The following is a 16,711-nucleotide window of genomic DNA, read 5'->3' on the forward strand; positions in this document are numbered from 1 at the left end:
GAGGGGCCTTCGAGGACACAAAAGTTCGGCTGCTCGCCGGTGAGCACGGACACAGCATGAGTCTTCTCGACATTCTGGTGCTGGTGCTCGCCGGCATCGCGGCCGGTGCCGTCGGCTACGCGACCGGACTGGCGTCGATCATCAGTTACCCGGCGCTGCTGATGGCCGGGCTGTCGCCGATGACTGCGAACGTCACCAACACGGTGGCGCTGGTGGCGGTGGGCGTGGGGAGCTTCGCCAAGTCCGGCCGGGTGCTTCTGGCCGAGGACGGCGGCAAACCGCTGGCCCGCGCGTCGCTGATCGCCCTCGCCGGTGGTGCCGTCGGCGCCGGGGCGCTGATGCTGGCGCCGTCGTCCGTCTTCGAAGTGGTGGTCCCGTACCTGGTGGCGTTGGCCGCCATCGCGCTGCTGTTGCAGCCTCGCCTGCGCGCCCGCGTCGGCGAGCGTGCCGAGCATCCCGCCTGGTGGCTGGTCGGCGTGTTCGCGGTGTCGATCTACGGCGGCTACTTCGGCGCCGGTGCCGGGGTGATGTTCGTGGCCCTGGCGATGGTGCTCACCGGCCTGCCGCTGTGGCGGGCGACGCTGCTGAAGTCGGCCCTGCTGGGCATCGCCAATGCCGTGGCCGCGATCGGTTTCCTTGTCTTCGCCGACGTCCACCTCGTCGCCGCCCTGGCGATGGGCGCCGGCTGTCTGCTGGGCGGTTGGTTGGGGCCGCCCATCGTCGAACGGCTCCCGGCCACCCCGCTGCGCATTACGATCGGCGTCGCCGGCCTCGGACTCGCGGTCTGGCTGGCGGTCGGTTCCTGAGCGCCCGCCGACTGGGCGGGTCGGTAGCGTGGCGGTCGTGACCGAGATCGTGCGATGCCCCTGCGGGAGCGGGGAAGGGCTGGCCGCGTGCTGCGGGCGGTATCTGTCGGGGGAGGCCGCGGCGCCGACGGCGCGGGCGTTGATGTGCAGCCGCTACACCGCCTTCGCGGTGGGCGACGTCGACTACCTGCGCGCCACCTGGCATCCGCGCACCCGGCCCGCCGTGCTCGAGCTGGACCCCGATCAGCGCTGGCTGCACCTGACGGTGGAGGCCGTGGGCGGGGGCGGGCCGTTCGACCCCGAGGGCACCGTCGAGTTCACCGCGGTCTACCGGGACGGCGCCGGACGCGGACGGCTGCACGAGCTCAGTCGCTTCGTGCGCGAGGGCGGTCGGTGGTTCTACGTCGACGGCGACCTCGACTGAGGGGGGAACCGAACCGGCGGCCGGTGCGTCTAATGGTTCATGGGGGATACACACCGGTCCGCAGGCTTCTTCGTCGCCGGGGAGTCCGGCGCCAGTCACGGCGTGTTCTTCCGCGAGGAACTCGCCGATCTCGGTATCGATGCACGTCGGCGCCGGAAGCTGCTGCGCGACGGTGAGCTGACCACGCCGCGAAAGGACTGGTACGCGACGCCGGTGCACGACGCGAAGGTCGCGGCCGCGGTGCGGGCGGGTGGTGTCCTCGCGTGCGTGTCGGCGCTCCAGCGCTACGGCTTCTGGGTTCCGCCCGGATACTCCGACGAGCACGTTCGGAGCGGGCGGTGGGCCGATCGTGCCTCGTGCACGGCGTACTCACCGATTCGGGCGGGCCGGACGGCGGTCGACTCGATCATCGTGGCTCTCGAATGTGCTGCTCGCTGCATGGCGGCCGAAGATTGGATCGCGGTCTGCGATTCGGTGCAGCAAGGTCTGGGGGTGTCCGCCGACCGGATTCGCGCCGAGATGGGTCGGCTTCCGGCCTGCGCGGAGGCGCTCTTGGACAAGACCGACCACCGTTCGCAGTCCGGCACCGAATCCATCGCGCGGGTTCGACTGCGTGCTCTGCACTTCAAAGTGGTGGTGCAACCGCAGATCACCGAGGTCGCGCGGGCGGACTTGCGCATCGGCCGCCTGATCATCGAATGCGACGGCGCGCAGTTTCACACGGACAAGACGAATTACCAGAACGACCGCCTGCGCGACCGCAAGTCGACGATCGGGAATTGGTTGACGTTTCGCCTCACCTACGACGATGTCCTGTTCGGCTGGGACGGCGTCGTCGAGGACATCCGAGCGATCACCAGGCCGGGACGGCATCGTGGGCGTGCGTCCGGTATGACAACGGCACCCTGATCGGTCACGGCGTCATATCTGCGGAGTGGAGGCCCCAGGTGCCGTTGTCGTACCGGGTCTAGCTCCCGGGGAACTCCGGGTCGCGTCCGGTGAACGCGACCAGTCGTGCGGTGGGTGAGGCATCCGCCGGTGTGGGCAGCGCCGGGCCGAAGACGCCGGGCCTGCGCGTCACTTCGTCGGGGATCTGCGCGAACATCTGCTCGGTGTAGGCGATCGCCTCGGCGGGCAGGTCCACGCTGCGGCCGCCGGCGGCCGCCAGGTCCCAGCCGTGCAGAAACAGGTCCACGGCCGGGAACGACAATCCGTCCCGCACGGTGCGCGGTCCGGCGGGGGACTCGACGACGCGGTCCAGGTCGTCCACGGTCGCCACGGCGGTGCGCGCCCGGGCGGCGAGCTCGGCCCACCAGGCCGCAGGCGGGCCGGAGACCACGCTGCCGGGCGGATCGGCGTGTGCGAAGTCCATCGCCTCGCCGGACAGGATCGCGATACCCATGCGAGTGCCGGCGCCGACGTGGCCGAGCACGTCCCGGGCGGTCCAGCCCGCGCACGGCGACGCGCGGTCCCAACCGTCGTCCGCCACGCCGTCGACGACGTCGCTGAAGAAGTCCAGTCCGTTGGTGTACATCGCTAGGGCATCCCAGGTCATCGGGGGCCTCCTTGGGAGATTGCGCGGGCGCGGTGAGATCGCGGGGCACTTTTCACGCTACGCCCGGGACCGGGCGCGCGCCGGGCATCGGCCGACGACGCGGTGGCCGATGATCGGGGCGGTCTGTCGGTCCGGACGGGTAGCGTGGGCGACGTGCCTTCGGAGACTGTGATCGAGACCGCCGCCCATCCCGCTCCCGCCGCCGCGACGCTCGGTGAACTGCGTGCCAGTGACCACCGCCGGCGCGACATCCGGGACGAGATCCGCCACAACCTGCTGACCGCATTGCGGGCCGGCGACGATCCGTGGGAGGGCATCGTCGGATTCGAAGCGACGGTCATCCCACAGCTCGAACGCGCGTTGATCGCCGGGCACGACGTGGTGATGCTGGGCGAGCGCGGGCAGGGCAAGACCCGCCTGCTCCGCACCCTGGTGAACCTGCTCGACGAGTGGACCCCGGTGATCGCCGGCTCCGAACTCGACGAGCATCCGTACGAGCCGATCCTGCCCGCGTCTCGCCGCCGCGCCGCCGAACTCGGCGACGACCTGCCGATCGAGTGGCGGCACCGCAGCGAGCGCTACAGCGAGAAGCTGGCGACGCCGGACACCTCGGTCGCCGACCTCGTGGGCGACATCGACCCCATGAAGGTGGCGCAGGGCCGCAGCCTGGGCGACCCGGAGACCATCCACTTCGGGCTCATCCCGCGCGCGCACCGCGGCCTCATCGTCATCAACGAACTGCCCGACCTCCCCGAACGCATCCAGGTCTCCATGCTCAACGTGATGGAGGAACGCGACATCCAGGTGCGCGGCTACAACCTGCGGTTGCCGCTGGACGTGCTGGTGATGGCCAGCGCCAACCCGGAGGACTACACCAACCGCGGCCGGATCATCACCCCGCTCAAGGACCGGTTCGGCGCCGAGATCCGCACCCACTACCCGTTGGAGCTCGACGATGAGGTGGACGTGATCGAGCAGGAAGCCGACCTGGTGGCCACCGTGCCGTCGTTCCTGATCGGCGTCCTGGCGCGGTTCACCCGGTACCTGCGTGAGCATCCGTCGATCGACCAGCGCTCGGGCGTCTCGGCGCGCTTCTCCATCGCCGGCGCCGAGACGGTGGCGGCCGCGGCCCTGCACCGGGCGACGGTGGTCGGGGAGGACCTGGCGGTGGCCCGGCCGGTGGACCTGGAGTCGGTGGTGGAAGTGCTGCGCGGCAAGGTGGAGTTCGAGTCCGGCGAGGAGGGCCGGGAACTGGAGATCCTCGACTACCTGCTGCGCAAGGCGACCGCCGACGCGGTGCGCGCCGAACTCGGCGGCCTGGATCTGCGTCCCCTCGTCGACCGGCTGGAAAGCGGCGACGCGGTCCTCACCGGAGATCGGGTGCCCGCGGCGGAAGTGGTCGCCGCCCTCGGCGACGATCCGGAGGTCACGGCCGTGATCGACGAACTCGCCGAGCGACTCGAGGTCGACGACGCCGAGCGGGCGAGCGCTCTCGAGTTCGCGCTGGAGGGACTGTTCCTGGCCCGTCGCATCGGCAAGGAACCCGACGAGCGGGGCCGCACCGTGTACCGCGTCGAGACCGACGACACCGACGACCACCAGCGCTGAAGACGATGAGCCATGACGACTAACCGACACCACCGGTCCCGCTACCAGCGCTACACCGGCGGGCCCGATCCGCTGGCACCGCCGGTGGACCTGCGGGAGGCCCTGGCGGCGATCGGCGACGACGTGATGAGCGGGACGTCGCCCGATCGTGCGCTGCGCGAGTTCCTGCGCCGCGGTGGCGCCTCGAACCCCGGGCTGGACCGGCTCGCGGAGATGGCGAACCGGCGTCGGCGGGAACTGCTCCGGTCGCGGAACCTGGACGGCACCTTCGAGCAGATCCGTCGCCTGCTCGACGACGCGGTGCTGGCCGAACGCAAACAGCTCGCGCGCGACCTCGACGACGACGCCCGTCTGGCCGAAATGCAGATCGGCAGCCTGCCGACGTCCACCGCGCAGGCCGTCCGGGAACTCTCCGACTACCGGTGGCGCAGCCAAGATGCGCGCGAGAAGTACCGGCAGATCTCCGATCTCCTCGGCCGCGAGGCCCTCGACCAGCGCTTCGCCGGCATGAAGCAGGCGCTGGAAGGGGCAGATGACGACGACCGTCGGCAGATCTCGGAGATGCTCGCCGACCTGAACGAGCTGCTCGACGCCCACAACCGCGGCGAGGACACCACCGAAGCCTTCGAGCAGTTCATGGACAAGCACGGGCAGTACTTCCCGGAGAATCCACGCAACACCGAAGAGCTCATCGACGAGCTGGCGCGCAGATCCGCTGCGGCGCAACAGTTCTTCAATTCGCTCAGCCCCGAGCAGCAGGCCGAACTCGCCGAACTCTCCCAGCAGGCGTTCGGCTCGCCCGCGCTGATGAATCAGCTGGCGCAGATGGATGCGAGCTTGCGCGAGGCCCGGCCCGACCTGGACTGGGATGGGGGACAACAGTTCTCCGGTGACCAGCCGATGGGGATGGGTGAGGGCGCGGCCGCCCTGCGGGACATCGGTGAACTGGAGGAACTGGCCGAGCAGCTCTCCCAGGCCTACGCCGGTGCGCAGATGGAAGACCTCGACCTGGACGCCTTGGCGCGCCAGCTGGGCGACGAGGCGGCCGCCGACGCGCGCACGCTCGCGGAGTTGGATCGTGCGCTGCGCGAGCAGGGCTTCTTTCAGCGCAACCCGGACGGGCAGCTGAGTCTGTCGCCGAAGGCCATGCGGCAGCTGGGTGAGGCGATCCTCAAGGACATCGCGGCGCAACTGTCCGCGCGGTCGGGGGAGCGACGAGCCGACACCGCCGGACGCTTGGGCGAGCCGACCGGGGCCACCCGCGAGTGGGCCTACGGCGACACCGAGCCGTGGGACGTCACCCGGACCCTGTCGAACGCGGTGCTGCGGACGGTCGCGGCCGCGCCCTCCGGCGCCGACGCCCTGACCGCGATGGCGGCAGGCGGCGTGCGGATCGAGATGGGCGATGTGGAGGTGTCCGACACCGAGGCGCGGCCGCAGGCCGCCGTCGTGCTGCTCGTGGACACCTCGTTCTCGATGGTCATGGAGGGCCGGTGGACGCCGATGAAGCGCACCGCGCTGGCCCTGAACCACCTGATCTCGACGCGTTTCCGGTCCGACGAACTGCATCTGATCGAATTCGGCCGCTACGCCCGGGACACCTCGGTGAGCGAATTGACCGGCCTCGAACCGCGGATGGAGCAGGGCACCAACCTGCACCACGCGCTGCTGCTGGCCCAACGCCATCTGCGCCGTTTCCCCAACGCGCAGCCGGTGCTCCTGGTGGTGACCGACGGCGAGCCCACCGCGCACCTGGATCCGGACGGGCAACCGTTCTTCTTCTATCCGCCGCACCCGCAGACCATCGGGCTCACCGTGCGCGAACTGGACCACATCTCCCGGATGGGCACCCAGATCACCTTTTTCAAGCTGGGCGACGACCCGGGTCTGGCCCGGTTCATCGATCAGATCGCCCGCCGGATCGGCGGACGGGTGGTCAGTCCCGACGTCGACGGCCTCGGCGCGGCCGTCGTCGGCGACTACCTTCGCTCCCGCTGACCGGTCGGGCGGCCCCTCGACGCATTAAGGTGAAGCCCGTGACCCAGGAACCGCATGGCGCCAAGTACTTTCCGGTCCCGCTCGGCGATCAGGCGCGAGCCACGACGCGGGCCAGCACGGCCGACCGCGAGGAGGCGAACGCCTTCCTGTCCGCGGCGATGAGCGTGGGCGCCCTGACTCCGGAGGAGTACACCGAGCGCGCGGGGACCGCCCTGGCCGCGGTGACCCTGGCCGAGCTGGACGAACTCTGTGCCGACCTGCCGATGGACCGGTTGGGCGGCGCGGTCGTCAGCGGTCGGCTGGACACCACGCAGGTGAGCACCTCCGGCGCGGCTCCGGTGACGCGCGTGTCCGGGATCATGTCCGGCGGTTCTGTCGGCGGCGGCGCCGTCGTGTCCTCGCATCTGAGCGCCGTCGCGCTGATGGGCGGCGTGGAGATCGACCTGCGCGACGTCGAGTTCACCGCGCCGGTGCTGACCGTCTCGTGCCGGGCGATCATGGGTGGAATCCGGATCGTGGTGCCCGACGACATCACGGTGGAGGTCCACGGTTCGGGCATCATGGGCGGCTTCTCCGGGCGGGGAGCGGGCCCGGGCCGACCGGGCGCCCCGCAGGTGATCATCAACGGTTTCGCGCTGATGGGCGGGGTGGAGACCGAGCGGGCCGCCCGCGGCCAGAACATCGGTCCCCGTCGCCCGAATTAGGGCCTCAGGTCAGCAGCACCGCGAGGACCGCGATCACCGGGATCGACACCAGGGTGGTCACCAGCGCGCTGTCGCGGGCCAGGATCTCACCCCGCTGGTAGCGCGTGGCGTACACCAGCACGTTCTGGGCCGTCGGCAACGCGGCGATCACCACCTGCGCGAACAGGGCGTGCCCGGTCATCCCGAACCCCCAACGCGCCAGCGCGTAGGCCAGCGCCGGCATCAGGGCCATCTTCAGGACGGACGCCAACGCGGTGTCCCGGCGCGGGCTCGCCCCCTTCTTGAACACCTGCACGCCGGTCAACGTCAGGCCGAAGGTGAGCAGGGCCAGCGGCACCGACGCCTGGCCGAGCATGTCCAGCGGGGAGAACACCGCCTCCGGCAGGCGGATACCGGCCACCGAGAGGGCCAGGCCGATCAGCCCGCCGATCACGATCGGGTTGCTCACCGGCGTCGCCACCGTGCGCCACAGCGATTGGCGGTGGGTGGCGTCCAGGGCCGTCAGATCGAGGGTCACCAGCGCGATGGGGGAGTAGATCATGATCTGGAACAGCAGCAGCGGGGCGATGAAGGATGCATCGTCGAGCACGAAGATCGCGATCGGCAGACCCAGGTTCACGCTGTTGACGTACGACGAGGACAGCGCGCCGATCACGGCATCCGGGATGGCCCGGCGCCACACCAGTCGCACCACGGCGAAGTAGACGGCGCCGGTGGCGAGCGCGGTGGCCGCGGCGACCGCCAGTGTCGAGGAGAAGACCACCGACAGGTCATTGGTCGAGAGCGAGGTGACCATCAGTGCGGGGGTGCAGACGAAGAAGACCATGCGGGCCAGCACCGATACGGCGTGTTCGCCGAGGACGCGGGTGCGGCCGAGGAGGTATCCGATGCCCACCACGATGAAGATGACGGTGAACCCGGAGACGACGCCTGACACCCAGGTGATGGTAGGGGATCGGCGCCGTTTTGCAGGACCCGTGCTCGACCCGTTAGTCTGTTCTAGTTGCGCGTCGCGCGATCTAGCGAGGCACGCTTGCGAGCAACGGTCGCGAGTCGGCCGGATCGGTCTCACCGAACCCCACTCGCGCACGAAGGTAGAGCAAGTAGAGAAGGGCTGGAACCATGGCAGTACCGAAGCGCCGGATGTCGCGGGCTAACACCCGCAGTCGTCGTTCGCAGTGGAAGGCGGAAAACGCCCCCCTGCAGGAGGAGAAGGTCAACGGTGTGACCCACCGTATTCCGCGTCGCCTGGTCAAGGCTGCGCAGCTGGGCCTGGTCGATCTCGACCGCCGCTGACCTCAAGACCCCGACGGGCCGTTACCAACGCGAGTTGGTGACGGCCCGTCGTGCATCCGCGCGACACGGACGCCTTACTGGGCGAGGGCCTTGTTGACCAGGCGGCTCACGCTGTTCGGAATGAACTTGGCGGCGTTGCTCAGGACCGTGGTCTGCGCGCCGACCGAGTAGCTGGTGCGGCGCGTCAGGCGGTCCACCGCGTTGGGGTGCACCGACTCCCAGATCTTCTCGGCGACGTCCTCGGCGGTCAGGCGGACGCCGAGGGTCTTGGTGCTCTTGGCGTCGGTCTCGGCCAGGGCGGTCTTGGCCCACAGCGGCCAGATGGAGACCACACGGATGTCGTCGTGCTGCCACTCCAGTTCCAGCGCCTCGGTGAGGCCGGCGACGAAGAACTTGGTGGCGCTGTAGACCGCGATGCCGGGCTGCCCGTAGATGGCCGACGCCGAGGCGATGTTGACCAGGTGCGCGCCCGGGGTGGCGGCCAGGTAGCGGTGGGCGGCCTGTGCGCCCAGGGCCACACCCAGCGCGTCGATGTCGATCTGTGCCTTGATCGCGGCGGGGGTGAGGGCCGCCAAGTCGCCGGAGATCAGGATGCCCGCGTTGTTGTCGAGCACGTCGAGTCGACCGCCGGTGTGCGCGGTGAAGTCGGCCAGCGCCGCCTCCCAGTGGTCGGGGTCGGTCACATCCAGGGTGCCGGTGATGAACTCCGGATGGGCGGCCCGTACGGACTCGAGCGAGTCTTCGCTGATGTCGTAGACGCCCACGGTCCAGCCGTCGCGGGCGAATCGCTGGGCGGTGGCCAGGCCGATGCCCGCTGCTCCGCCGGAAATGAAGATCGATCCCATGGGTTCCTCCGCTTCGAGATGCCGCGAGGCGGCCGCCCCGCGCTGGTTACTCATCAGTAAGGTTTCCAGACCCTTTCCGGGCCCGCAAGGCGGTGCTACTGTGACAATAAGCGTTGTAATGGTTAGATGAATCACAGGCCGCGAGCGGCGAGGGAGTGAAGTTCCATGACTGCAGCCATCGAGCGCGAGCAGGTTCGGGGCGGGGCGGAGAGCCGACCCGATCGGGGGCCGGACGAGGTGGCCGACCGGTTGCTGGCCTCGGCCGCCCGGCTGTCCCGGAACGCGATGACCGAGATCGACTGGTCGTTGCCGATGGACCCGGAGAAGTACGGTTGCAGCCCGGAATGGTCGTCGTTGTACGGCACCGACTACTGGGACGAGCTGACCGTCGAGCAGCGCATCGCGCTCACCCGGCACGAGTTCGCGTCGATCATGTGCATCGGGATCTGGTTCGAGATGATCCTGCAGCAGATGGTCCTGACGGACCAGTATCTCGGCGAATACCACAGCCCCGAGTTCCAGTTCGCCCTCGTGGAGATCGCCGACGAGTGCCGCCACTCGATGATGTTCGCCAAGGCCTCGGAGAAGATGGTCGGCAAGTCCTACCACCCGCATCCGAGGATCGGCCGCCTCGGCAAGGTCTTCAAGCTGATCGCCAAGGACGAGGTGGCCTACGCGGGCATCCTCGTCGCCGAGGAAGTGCTGGACGTCTTCCAGCGCGGCTGCATGCGCGACGACCGGGTGCTGCCGTTCATCCGAACCATCAACGAGATTCACGTCCTCGAAGAGTCGCGGCACATGAAGTTCGCGCGCGAAGAGGTCCGCGAATCGATGCGGGGGATCAGCGCCAAGCGCCGTCATGCCAGCGCGCTGTCGGTGGCGCTGGGGGCCACCCTCATCGTCGAGAGCCTGATCCAGCCGCAGGCCTACGCCGACGCCGGTCTCGACGTCTCCCGCGCTCGGCGCGAGGCGGCCGGGAACGAGCACTTCCACTCCATGATCCGCAGCAGCTGCACGCACCTGATGGAGTTCCTCGACGAGGTCGGGCTGCTCACCACACCGGCCATGCGGTTCTACCGCAAGGCCCACATGCTCTAAAGGGGGCCCGGTGGCTTTCGTCATCACCCAGTCGTGCTGCAGCGACGCGGCCTGCGTGTCGGTCTGTCCGGTCAACTGCATTCACCCGACGCCCGAGGAGCGCGGCTTCGGGACCTCGGAGATCCTGCACATCGACCCGGTGGCCTGCATCGACTGCGGCGCGTGCGCGGACGCCTGCCCGGTGAACGCGATCTTCCCGATCGAGAACCTGGCGCCGCGGGACCGGATCTTCGCCGAGATCAACGCCGACTATTACACCGCGAATCCGGACATCACCTCGGGCTGGTCGGACGTGGTCTATCCCGACCTCCCGCGACTGCCGGAGGGGCTGCGGGTGGCGGTGGTCGGCACCGGGCCGGCGGGCGGGTACGCGCTGCGCACCCTTCTGCACCGATCCCGGGCCCGGGTCACCGTGTTCGACGCTCTGCCCACCCCCGGCGGGCTGGTGCGCGCCGGGGTGGCCCCGGACCATCCGAGCACCAAGGACGTGATGGCGACCTTCGACCTGCTCTATCGCGACCCGGCGGTCACCATGGCGACCAATGTGCGCATCGGCGACGACGTCGCGGCCGGCGAGGTGACGCCGGCGGAATTGGCCGAACACTTCGACGCGGTGTTCTACGCGGTCGGCGCCGATGATTCGCGCGCGCTGGGGATCACGGGCGAGGACCTGCCCGGATCCACCTCGGCCACCGACCTGGTGGCCTGGTACAACGCGGTGCCCAGGGCCGACGGGCCCCGTCTGCCCGCCGCAGGCAGCGGCCGGGCGGTGATCGTGGGCACCGGCAACGTGGCCCTGGACGTCGCGCGGATCCTGGTGTCCCCGCCGGAACTGCTCGCCGGCACCGACATCGCCGATCGCGCGCTGGCACTGCTCGCCGAACAGAGCATCCGCGAGGTGGTCGTGCTGGGACGCCGCGGCCGGGAATCGGCCGCCTACTCGGCCGCGGAGTATCGCGCCCTCTCGGTGATCGGCGGCGTCCAGGTGGAGGTCCACGACGATGCCGACGGCCCGCTGCCGGATCTGAACCGGCCGGCGGATCCGACGCGCCGACGGATCGTCTTCCTCTTCTCCACGGCGCCGCTGCGGGCCGACGGCGACGGCCGCGTCGAGACCGTGACAGTGGCGACCGGGGGACGGGAGCATCGCATCGCGGCGGATCTGCTGGTTCGGTCGATCGGCTATCGCTCCGCGCCCATCGCCGGTCTGCCGTTCGACCAGGCCCGCGGGGTCTTCCCGAACGAGGAGGGTCGCCTGCTCGACGCGACGGGCGCGGTGGTGCCGGGCACCTACGTGGTGGGTTGGGCGGCGCGCGGCTCGGTGGGCGGTATCGGGGCCAACAAGTTGCACGCCGTCGCCACCGTCGAGAAGTTCCTGGCCGATGCCGCCGCCGACCTGCTGCCCCGGACGAGCGCGGACCCCGAGGAGTTCACAGCCCTGCTGCGCGCACGACAGCGACGGGTGGTCGGCTACCGGGGGATCGCCGCCATCGATCGGCGCGAACGCGAGAACGGTCGGGCCCAGGGCCGGCCGCGCGTAAAGTTCACCGAGCTGTCGGACATGCTGGCCGCGGCGCAGAGCGGACGGGGTCGGCGGCGTCGGTGAACCCGCCCGGTCGCGGCGCGCCCTCAGTGCACTCTTAGTCCCGAACGATAAGACTGTAGGCATGCGCATCCTTGTGGTCGACGACGACCGGGCCGTCCGCGAGTCCCTGCGGAGGTCGCTGACCTTCAACGGGTACACCGTGGAAACGGCGGGCGATGGAATCGAAGCACTCGAGAAGGTGGTGGCCGACCGGCCGGACCTGGTGGTGCTCGACGTGATGATGCCGCGACTGGACGGGTTGGAGGTGTGCCGCCGGCTGCGTGCCGCCGGCGACGATCTGCCCATCCTGGTCCTCACCGCCCGCGACTCGGTGTCCGAGCGGGTGAGCGGCCTGGACGCCGGGGCCGACGACTACCTGCCCAAGCCGTTCGCGATGGAAGAACTCCTGGCGCGGCTGCGAGCCCTGTCCCGCCGCACCGCCCGCGACGACGACGCCGATTCCGAGGCGATCAGCTTCGAGGACCTGACGCTCGATCCGGTCACCCGCGAGGTCACGCGCGGGGAACGGCAGATCAGCCTCACCCGCACCGAGTTCGCGCTGCTGGAGATGTTGATGGCCAACGCCCGACGGGTGCTCACCCGCAGCCGGATTCTCGAGGAGGTCTGGGGCTACGACTTCCCGACGTCCGGCAACGCGCTGGAGGTCTACATCGGCTACCTGCGGCGTAAGACCGAGGCCGACGGCGAGACCCGCCTGATCCACACGGTGCGCGGCGTGGGGTACGTGCTGCGCGAGAACGCGCCGTGAGCGGGGTCGTGCGGGCGTGAACCTGCCTTCCTCCGGCCGCCCGATGCGCAGTCCGCTCTCCCTAACCCGCGGGGTGTCGCTGCGCACCCGGGTGGCGCTGCTGGTGGCCGCCGTCGTGATGCTCTCGGCCACGCTGATGGCCGGTGCGACCTACGTGTTCGTCTATCGCGCGCTCTACCAGGACGTGGACAGTCAGCTCACGGTGCGCGCCGACGGTATGACGGTGCTGGCCAACACCGGGCAGTTGTCCGAGCCGAGCCGCCTGCTCACCGGCACGGTGTTCTCCACCAACATCACCATCGCGCTCGTGCAGCCGGACGGGCGCGTGTTCAGCGTCGGCCAGGTCCCGTTCGAATCCGCCGAGCGGGAGATCGCCGAATCCGACCCGGGGGACAGCCCGACGCAGAGCCTGCGCACGGTGGGCAACCATCGCGTGCTGGCCCGCAAACTGCCCGACGGCAACACCCTGGTGCTGGCGCAGAGTCTGGATCGCACCGACGCCATCCTCAATCGGCTGGCCTCGGTGCTGTTCGTGGCCGGCGGTATCGGGGTGGCCTTCGCCGCGGCCGCGGGCACCGCGGTGGCACGCGCCGGACTGCGGCCGGTGACCCGGCTGACCGGCGCCGTCGAACGGATCGGCAGAACCCAGGACCTGCGTCCGATCCCGGTCAGCGGGACCGGCGAACTGGTGCGTCTGACCGAATCGTTCAACGCCATGCTGGCCGCCCTGGCCTCCTCCCGCGATCAGCAGGCGCGACTGGTGGCCGACGCCGGTCACGAACTGAAGACGCCGCTGACCTCGCTGCGTACTAATCTCGAACTGTTGATCGCGGCCTCCGAGCCGGGAGCCCGCCAGATTCCCGCCGCCGACATGATCGAACTGCGTTCGGACGTGATGGCGCAGGTCGAGGAGTTGTCGACGCTGGTCGGGGATCTCGTTGATCTGGCACGGCACGATTCGTCGACGGCGGTCTTCGAGGAGTGCGAGATGTCGGAGGTGATCGAGGAAGCGCTGGTGCGGGTGCGTCGACGTCGCACCGACATCGACTTCGAGATGGACACCCAGCCGTGGTTCGTCTTCGGCGAGGCCAGCGGGCTCTCCCGCGCGGTGCTCAACGTCCTCGACAACGCCGCCAAATGGAGCCCGCCGGGGCGCGCGGTGCAGATCAGCCTGCACCAGATCGGCCCGGAGACCGCCGAACTCACGGTGGCCGACGCCGGCCCCGGCATTCCGCCGGAGGACCGCGAGTTGGTCTTCGAACGCTTCTATCGCGCGACGGCGACCCGGTCGATGCCGGGTTCGGGCTTGGGCCTGGCCATCGTCCGGCAGGTGGTGGTGCGCTTGGGCGGGACCGTCTCGGCCGGTCAGTCGGCGGCGGGCGGTGCGCTGATCCGCATGACCCTGCCGGGCAGCCCCGTGCACACCGAGCCGGACCCGGTCCTGGTCCGCCGCTGATCGGCGCGCCGCGGGAGGCTGTCCGCGGGTTGGCAGGAATCGCTGAGCACGCTCACAGGAAAACCTTCTAAGGTGAAACGCATGACAGACCGCGGACCCCGCGATGACCATCCGAACCCGTACGCGCCGCCCGGTGGGCACCCCGTTCCGGGTGCCAGCGGCATGCCGCACCACGCGGCTCCCGCCGGCTACGGCGCCCAGCCTTCGCAGCAGCCCATGCCTGGGCAGTATCAGCAGCCGACCGTGCCGCACCAGCCGGTCGCACCCCAACACCAGGCGGGGCAGGGCCCGGATCCGACGCTCGCATACGGCCCCGGCGGCGTTCCCCCGTACGGTTCCGGCGGCCAAGCGCCGTACGGTGCCGAAGGCGGAACGCCCTATGGTTCCGGCGGCGAGCCGCCGTACGGCCCGCCCACGTCGGGGATGCCGACCCAGCAGCCGCAACCACCCCAGAAGAACGGCCGCGGACCGCTGTGGATCGCCATGGTCGCTGTCCTCGCGTTGGTCGCCGGTCTCCTCGGCGGTGTCGTCGGCGTCATTGCGACCCGCGACGGTTCCACGTCCGACGCACCGGAGGTGCTGGCCGGTTCCCCGAACACTCGCGTGACCACCCAGCCGCCAGCCAAGCCCGGGTCGGTGCAGGACGTGGCCGCTCGGGTGCTGCCGTCGGTGGTCTCCATCGGGGTCTCCACCGGTCGGCAGAGCGGGTCCGGTTCGGGGGTGATTCTGTCCGACGACGGAACCATCCTCACCAACGCCCACGTGATCATGGCCGGTGGTGACAAGCCGGCCGACAACGTGCTGGTCAGCTACAGCAACGGCAATCGCGCCAAGGCCACCGTCGTCGGGGTGGACGCGATGTCCGACATCGCCGTCATCAAGGCCGACAGCACCGGCCTCACTCCCATCGCCGTCGGCGCCTCGGACAATCTGTCGGTGGGCCAGGACGTGATCGCCATCGGTTCCCCGCTGGGGCTGGAAGGCACCGTCACCACCGGCATCATTAGTGCGCTCAACCGGCCCGTCACGACGGGCGCCGCCGACGGTTCCGTCGAGTCGGTGATCAACGCGATTCAGACCGACGCCGCCATCAATCCGGGTAACTCCGGTGGTGCGCTGGTGAATTCGTCCGGTGCGCTGATCGGCATCAACACCGCGATCGCCACCGTCGGCAGCGGCCAGGGCGAGGTCGGGTCCATCGGCCTCGGCTTCGCGATCCCGATCGACCAGGCCATGCGGGTGGCCAACCAGCTCATCGCCGGCCAGAAGGTGACCCGGGCCAACCTCGGGGTCAACGTGCGGCCGAGCCCGGAGGCGACCGAACCGGGGGCCCTGGTCGAGAGCGTCGTCAGCGGTGGACCCGCAGCCCAGGCCCGTATCCCGCAGGGCGCGCTCATCACCGCCGTGGACGACGCCAAGGTGGCCTCGTCGGCAGCGCTGGTGGCCGCCATCCGGTCGAAGGAGCCGGGACAGTCGGTGAAGATCACCTACACACACCAGGGCAAGGAACAGACGGTTACCGTGAAGCTCGGGGAAGCCTGAGCGGATTCGTCCGACCGACATCGAGGAGAGGTTCGACATGATCGACGCAGCAGACGCGCAGGCCGACGCGGCCGCCCGTGACCTGATCGACGCGCAGGCCGACGCCGTCGAGCCGTTGCTCCGCGCGCTGGTGGTGGTGATCGATGATCGCGCCACGGAGAACCCGGACCCCAACCGGTTGGGCCTGTTGGTCGGTGAGCTGCTGGAAGAGGGGCACTACCACGTCGACGCGACGGTGGCCGTGGTCGGCGACGAGGTGGAGATCCGGAACGCGCTCAACACCGCGGTGATCGGCGGCGTGGACCTGGTGGTGTCGGTGGGCGGCGTCGGCGTGCGTGCGCGCGACGTGGCCCCGGAGGCCACCGAGCCGCTGTTGGACCGCCGCCTGCGTGGCATCGAGGAGGCGCTGCGCACGTCGGGCCTGTCGGCCGGCGCCACCGACGGTGGACTCTCGCGCGGCCTCGCCGGTATCTCGGGCCAGACCCTGGTGGTGAACCTGGCGGACTCGCGTGCCGCCGTCCGCGACGGCATGGCGACGCTGATCCCGCTGTCGCGCTTCATCATCGACCAGATCAGTGAGTTCTAAGCCGGCCGACGACCACTCGTCGTCGGCATCGGACTCCGCGGAGCAGTGGCGACGACGTCGCCGGTTGGACGAGATCTTCGGGGACGTGGTCCCGGAGACTATGGCGGACGCGGGTGAGTCGGCTCACACCGATCGCGGCCGGGGCTGGTACGAGCAGAACAAGCCGCCCCATCACGGCTAGCGTGGCCAGCGGTTCTCCGGATCGCCGCCCGGTGACCGCCGGTCGCACCGAGCGATCCGTTCATCTCGCAGCGTTCGTCGGATCGTACGGAACTTGTCGTTCCGATGGCAGTACTACCCGCTGATCGGTTACGGTTTTCCCGACGGGCTATCGCGGGTTAAAGGCCAAAATGTGTGTATGGCCCGGGCGTGGCGTGGGGGTGTTCTATCGGCTTCGGCCTCCCCATCCGTGTTGGATGCCGTTGCCGTCTTCCCAGTT

17 protein-coding genes are annotated in these 16,711 nt (G+C 69.8%); 14 read left to right on the top strand and 3 right to left on the bottom strand.

Translation table 11 applies throughout. The features are described from left to right. Positions 1-56: 56 nt before the first annotated feature. Genes ACFFJD_RS16575 through ACFFJD_RS16585 form a run of 3 tightly spaced genes read left to right on the top strand, consistent with a single transcriptional unit; the run spans position 57 to position 2,139 of the window. A complete protein-coding gene (locus ACFFJD_RS16575) occupies positions 57-806 on the top strand; it encodes a sulfite exporter TauE/SafE family protein (RefSeq protein ID WP_382366177.1) in 750 nt (249 codons plus the stop codon). A 37-nt stretch (positions 807-843) separates the two neighbouring features. After that, positions 844-1,230 carry a YchJ family protein gene (locus ACFFJD_RS16580; protein WP_382366179.1) on the top strand — a complete coding sequence of 129 codons (387 nt, stop codon included), beginning with the start codon at positions 844-846 and terminating at the stop codon, positions 1,228-1,230. 39 nt (positions 1,231-1,269) lie between these two features. After that, positions 1,270-2,139 (top strand): endonuclease domain-containing protein, encoded by an 870-nt coding sequence (locus ACFFJD_RS16585; protein ID WP_382366181.1) that lies wholly within the window; start codon positions 1,270-1,272, stop codon positions 2,137-2,139. 58 nt (positions 2,140-2,197) lie between these two features. Here ACFFJD_RS16585 and ACFFJD_RS16590 read toward each other — a convergent pair whose 3' ends face one another. Beyond that, complete coding sequence (locus tag ACFFJD_RS16590) at positions 2,198-2,785, bottom strand: TIGR03086 family metal-binding protein (protein WP_382366183.1); 588 nt, start codon at positions 2,783-2,785, stop codon at positions 2,198-2,200. 153 nt (positions 2,786-2,938) lie between these two features. Here ACFFJD_RS16590 and ACFFJD_RS16595 point away from each other — a divergent pair, with 153 nt between their 5' ends. Genes ACFFJD_RS16595 through ACFFJD_RS16605 form a run of 3 tightly spaced genes read left to right on the top strand, consistent with a single transcriptional unit; the run spans position 2,939 to position 7,095 of the window. Continuing rightward, the gene (locus ACFFJD_RS16595) at positions 2,939-4,393 is read left to right on the top strand and encodes a sigma 54-interacting transcriptional regulator (protein ID WP_382366185.1); all 1,455 of its coding nucleotides are present in this window, start codon (positions 2,939-2,941) and stop codon (positions 4,391-4,393) included. Positions 4,394-4,405: 12 nt separating this feature from the next. Then, positions 4,406-6,391, top strand: a complete 1,986-nt coding sequence (locus ACFFJD_RS16600; protein ID WP_382366187.1) for a VWA domain-containing protein — start codon at positions 4,406-4,408, stop codon at positions 6,389-6,391. 38 nt (positions 6,392-6,429) lie between these two features. Beyond that, positions 6,430-7,095, top strand: coding sequence for a DUF1707 SHOCT-like domain-containing protein (locus tag ACFFJD_RS16605; RefSeq protein WP_382366189.1), 666 nt, complete (start codon positions 6,430-6,432; stop codon positions 7,093-7,095). A 4-nt stretch (positions 7,096-7,099) separates the two neighbouring features. On the opposite strand, the gene ACFFJD_RS16610 is transcribed toward ACFFJD_RS16605, so the two are convergent. Further along, the gene (locus ACFFJD_RS16610; RefSeq protein WP_382366191.1) at positions 7,100-8,032 is read right to left on the bottom strand and encodes an AEC family transporter; all 933 of its coding nucleotides are present in this window, start codon (positions 8,030-8,032) and stop codon (positions 7,100-7,102) included. A gap of 185 nt (positions 8,033-8,217) precedes the next feature. Here ACFFJD_RS16610 and rpmF point away from each other — a divergent pair, with 185 nt between their 5' ends. Continuing rightward, complete coding sequence (gene rpmF, locus ACFFJD_RS16615; protein WP_382366193.1) at positions 8,218-8,391, top strand: 50S ribosomal protein L32; 174 nt, start codon at positions 8,218-8,220, stop codon at positions 8,389-8,391. Positions 8,392-8,465: 74 nt separating this feature from the next. On the opposite strand, the gene ACFFJD_RS16620 is transcribed toward rpmF, so the two are convergent. Then, on the bottom strand, positions 8,466-9,236 hold the full coding sequence (locus tag ACFFJD_RS16620; RefSeq protein ID WP_382366209.1) for an SDR family oxidoreductase: 771 nt from the start codon (positions 9,234-9,236) through the stop codon (positions 8,466-8,468). 165 nt (positions 9,237-9,401) lie between these two features. On the opposite strand from ACFFJD_RS16620, the gene ACFFJD_RS16625 reads away from it, so the two are divergent. The 7 genes from ACFFJD_RS16625 to ACFFJD_RS16655 all read left to right on the top strand — a co-directional run bounded on the left by ACFFJD_RS16625 (position 9,402) and on the right by ACFFJD_RS16655 (position 16,453). Continuing rightward, positions 9,402-10,334, top strand: coding sequence for an AurF N-oxygenase family protein (locus ACFFJD_RS16625; protein WP_382366195.1), 933 nt, complete (start codon positions 9,402-9,404; stop codon positions 10,332-10,334). 10 nt (positions 10,335-10,344) lie between these two features. After that, on the top strand, positions 10,345-11,940 hold the full coding sequence (locus ACFFJD_RS16630) for an FAD-dependent oxidoreductase (protein ID WP_382366197.1): 1,596 nt from the start codon (positions 10,345-10,347) through the stop codon (positions 11,938-11,940). A gap of 61 nt (positions 11,941-12,001) precedes the next feature. Next, a complete protein-coding gene (locus ACFFJD_RS16635) occupies positions 12,002-12,688 on the top strand; it encodes a response regulator transcription factor (RefSeq protein WP_382366199.1) in 687 nt (228 codons plus the stop codon). A gap of 43 nt (positions 12,689-12,731) precedes the next feature. Beyond that, positions 12,732-14,144, top strand: a complete 1,413-nt coding sequence (locus tag ACFFJD_RS16640; protein WP_382366211.1) for a HAMP domain-containing sensor histidine kinase — start codon at positions 12,732-12,734, stop codon at positions 14,142-14,144. An 81-nt stretch (positions 14,145-14,225) separates the two neighbouring features. Beyond that, positions 14,226-15,686, top strand: a complete 1,461-nt coding sequence (locus ACFFJD_RS16645; RefSeq protein ID WP_382366201.1) for a S1C family serine protease — start codon at positions 14,226-14,228, stop codon at positions 15,684-15,686. Positions 15,687-15,723: 37 nt separating this feature from the next. Continuing rightward, positions 15,724-16,272, top strand: coding sequence for a MogA/MoaB family molybdenum cofactor biosynthesis protein (locus ACFFJD_RS16650; RefSeq protein ID WP_382366203.1), 549 nt, complete (start codon positions 15,724-15,726; stop codon positions 16,270-16,272). Next, positions 16,262-16,453 carry a hypothetical protein gene (locus ACFFJD_RS16655; RefSeq protein WP_382366205.1) on the top strand — a complete coding sequence of 64 codons (192 nt, stop codon included), beginning with the start codon at positions 16,262-16,264 and terminating at the stop codon, positions 16,451-16,453. Before ACFFJD_RS16650 ends, ACFFJD_RS16655 begins: the two co-directional genes overlap by 11 nt. Positions 16,454-16,711 lie beyond the last annotated feature (258 nt).

Source organism: Gordonia phosphorivorans (assembly GCF_042432625.1).
Taxonomy (GTDB): Bacteria; Actinomycetota; Actinomycetes; order Mycobacteriales; family Mycobacteriaceae; genus Gordonia; species Gordonia phosphorivorans.

Bases quoted from the DNA above. Each gene is read 5' to 3' on its own strand.
- ACFFJD_RS16575 (WP_382366177.1), top strand. From the start codon at position 57: ATGAGTCTTCTCGACATTCTGGTGCTGGTGCTCGCCGGCATCGCGGCC.
- ACFFJD_RS16585 (WP_382366181.1), top strand. From the start codon at position 1,270: ATGGGGGATACACACCGGTCCGCAGGCTTCTTCGTCGCCGGGGAGTCC.
- ACFFJD_RS16590 (WP_382366183.1), bottom strand. From the start codon at position 2,785: ATGACCTGGGATGCCCTAGCGATGTACACCAACGGACTGGACTTCTTC.
- ACFFJD_RS16600 (WP_382366187.1), top strand. From the start codon at position 4,406: ATGACGACTAACCGACACCACCGGTCCCGCTACCAGCGCTACACCGGC.
- rpmF (WP_382366193.1), top strand. From the start codon at position 8,218: ATGGCAGTACCGAAGCGCCGGATGTCGCGGGCTAACACCCGCAGTCGT.
- ACFFJD_RS16620 (WP_382366209.1), bottom strand. From the start codon at position 9,236: ATGGGATCGATCTTCATTTCCGGCGGAGCAGCGGGCATCGGCCTGGCC.
- ACFFJD_RS16625 (WP_382366195.1), top strand. From the start codon at position 9,402: ATGACTGCAGCCATCGAGCGCGAGCAGGTTCGGGGCGGGGCGGAGAGC.
- ACFFJD_RS16635 (WP_382366199.1), top strand. From the start codon at position 12,002: ATGCGCATCCTTGTGGTCGACGACGACCGGGCCGTCCGCGAGTCCCTG.
- ACFFJD_RS16640 (WP_382366211.1), top strand. From the start codon at position 12,732: ATGCGCAGTCCGCTCTCCCTAACCCGCGGGGTGTCGCTGCGCACCCGG.
- ACFFJD_RS16645 (WP_382366201.1), top strand. From the start codon at position 14,226: ATGACAGACCGCGGACCCCGCGATGACCATCCGAACCCGTACGCGCCG.
- ACFFJD_RS16650 (WP_382366203.1), top strand. From the start codon at position 15,724: ATGATCGACGCAGCAGACGCGCAGGCCGACGCGGCCGCCCGTGACCTG.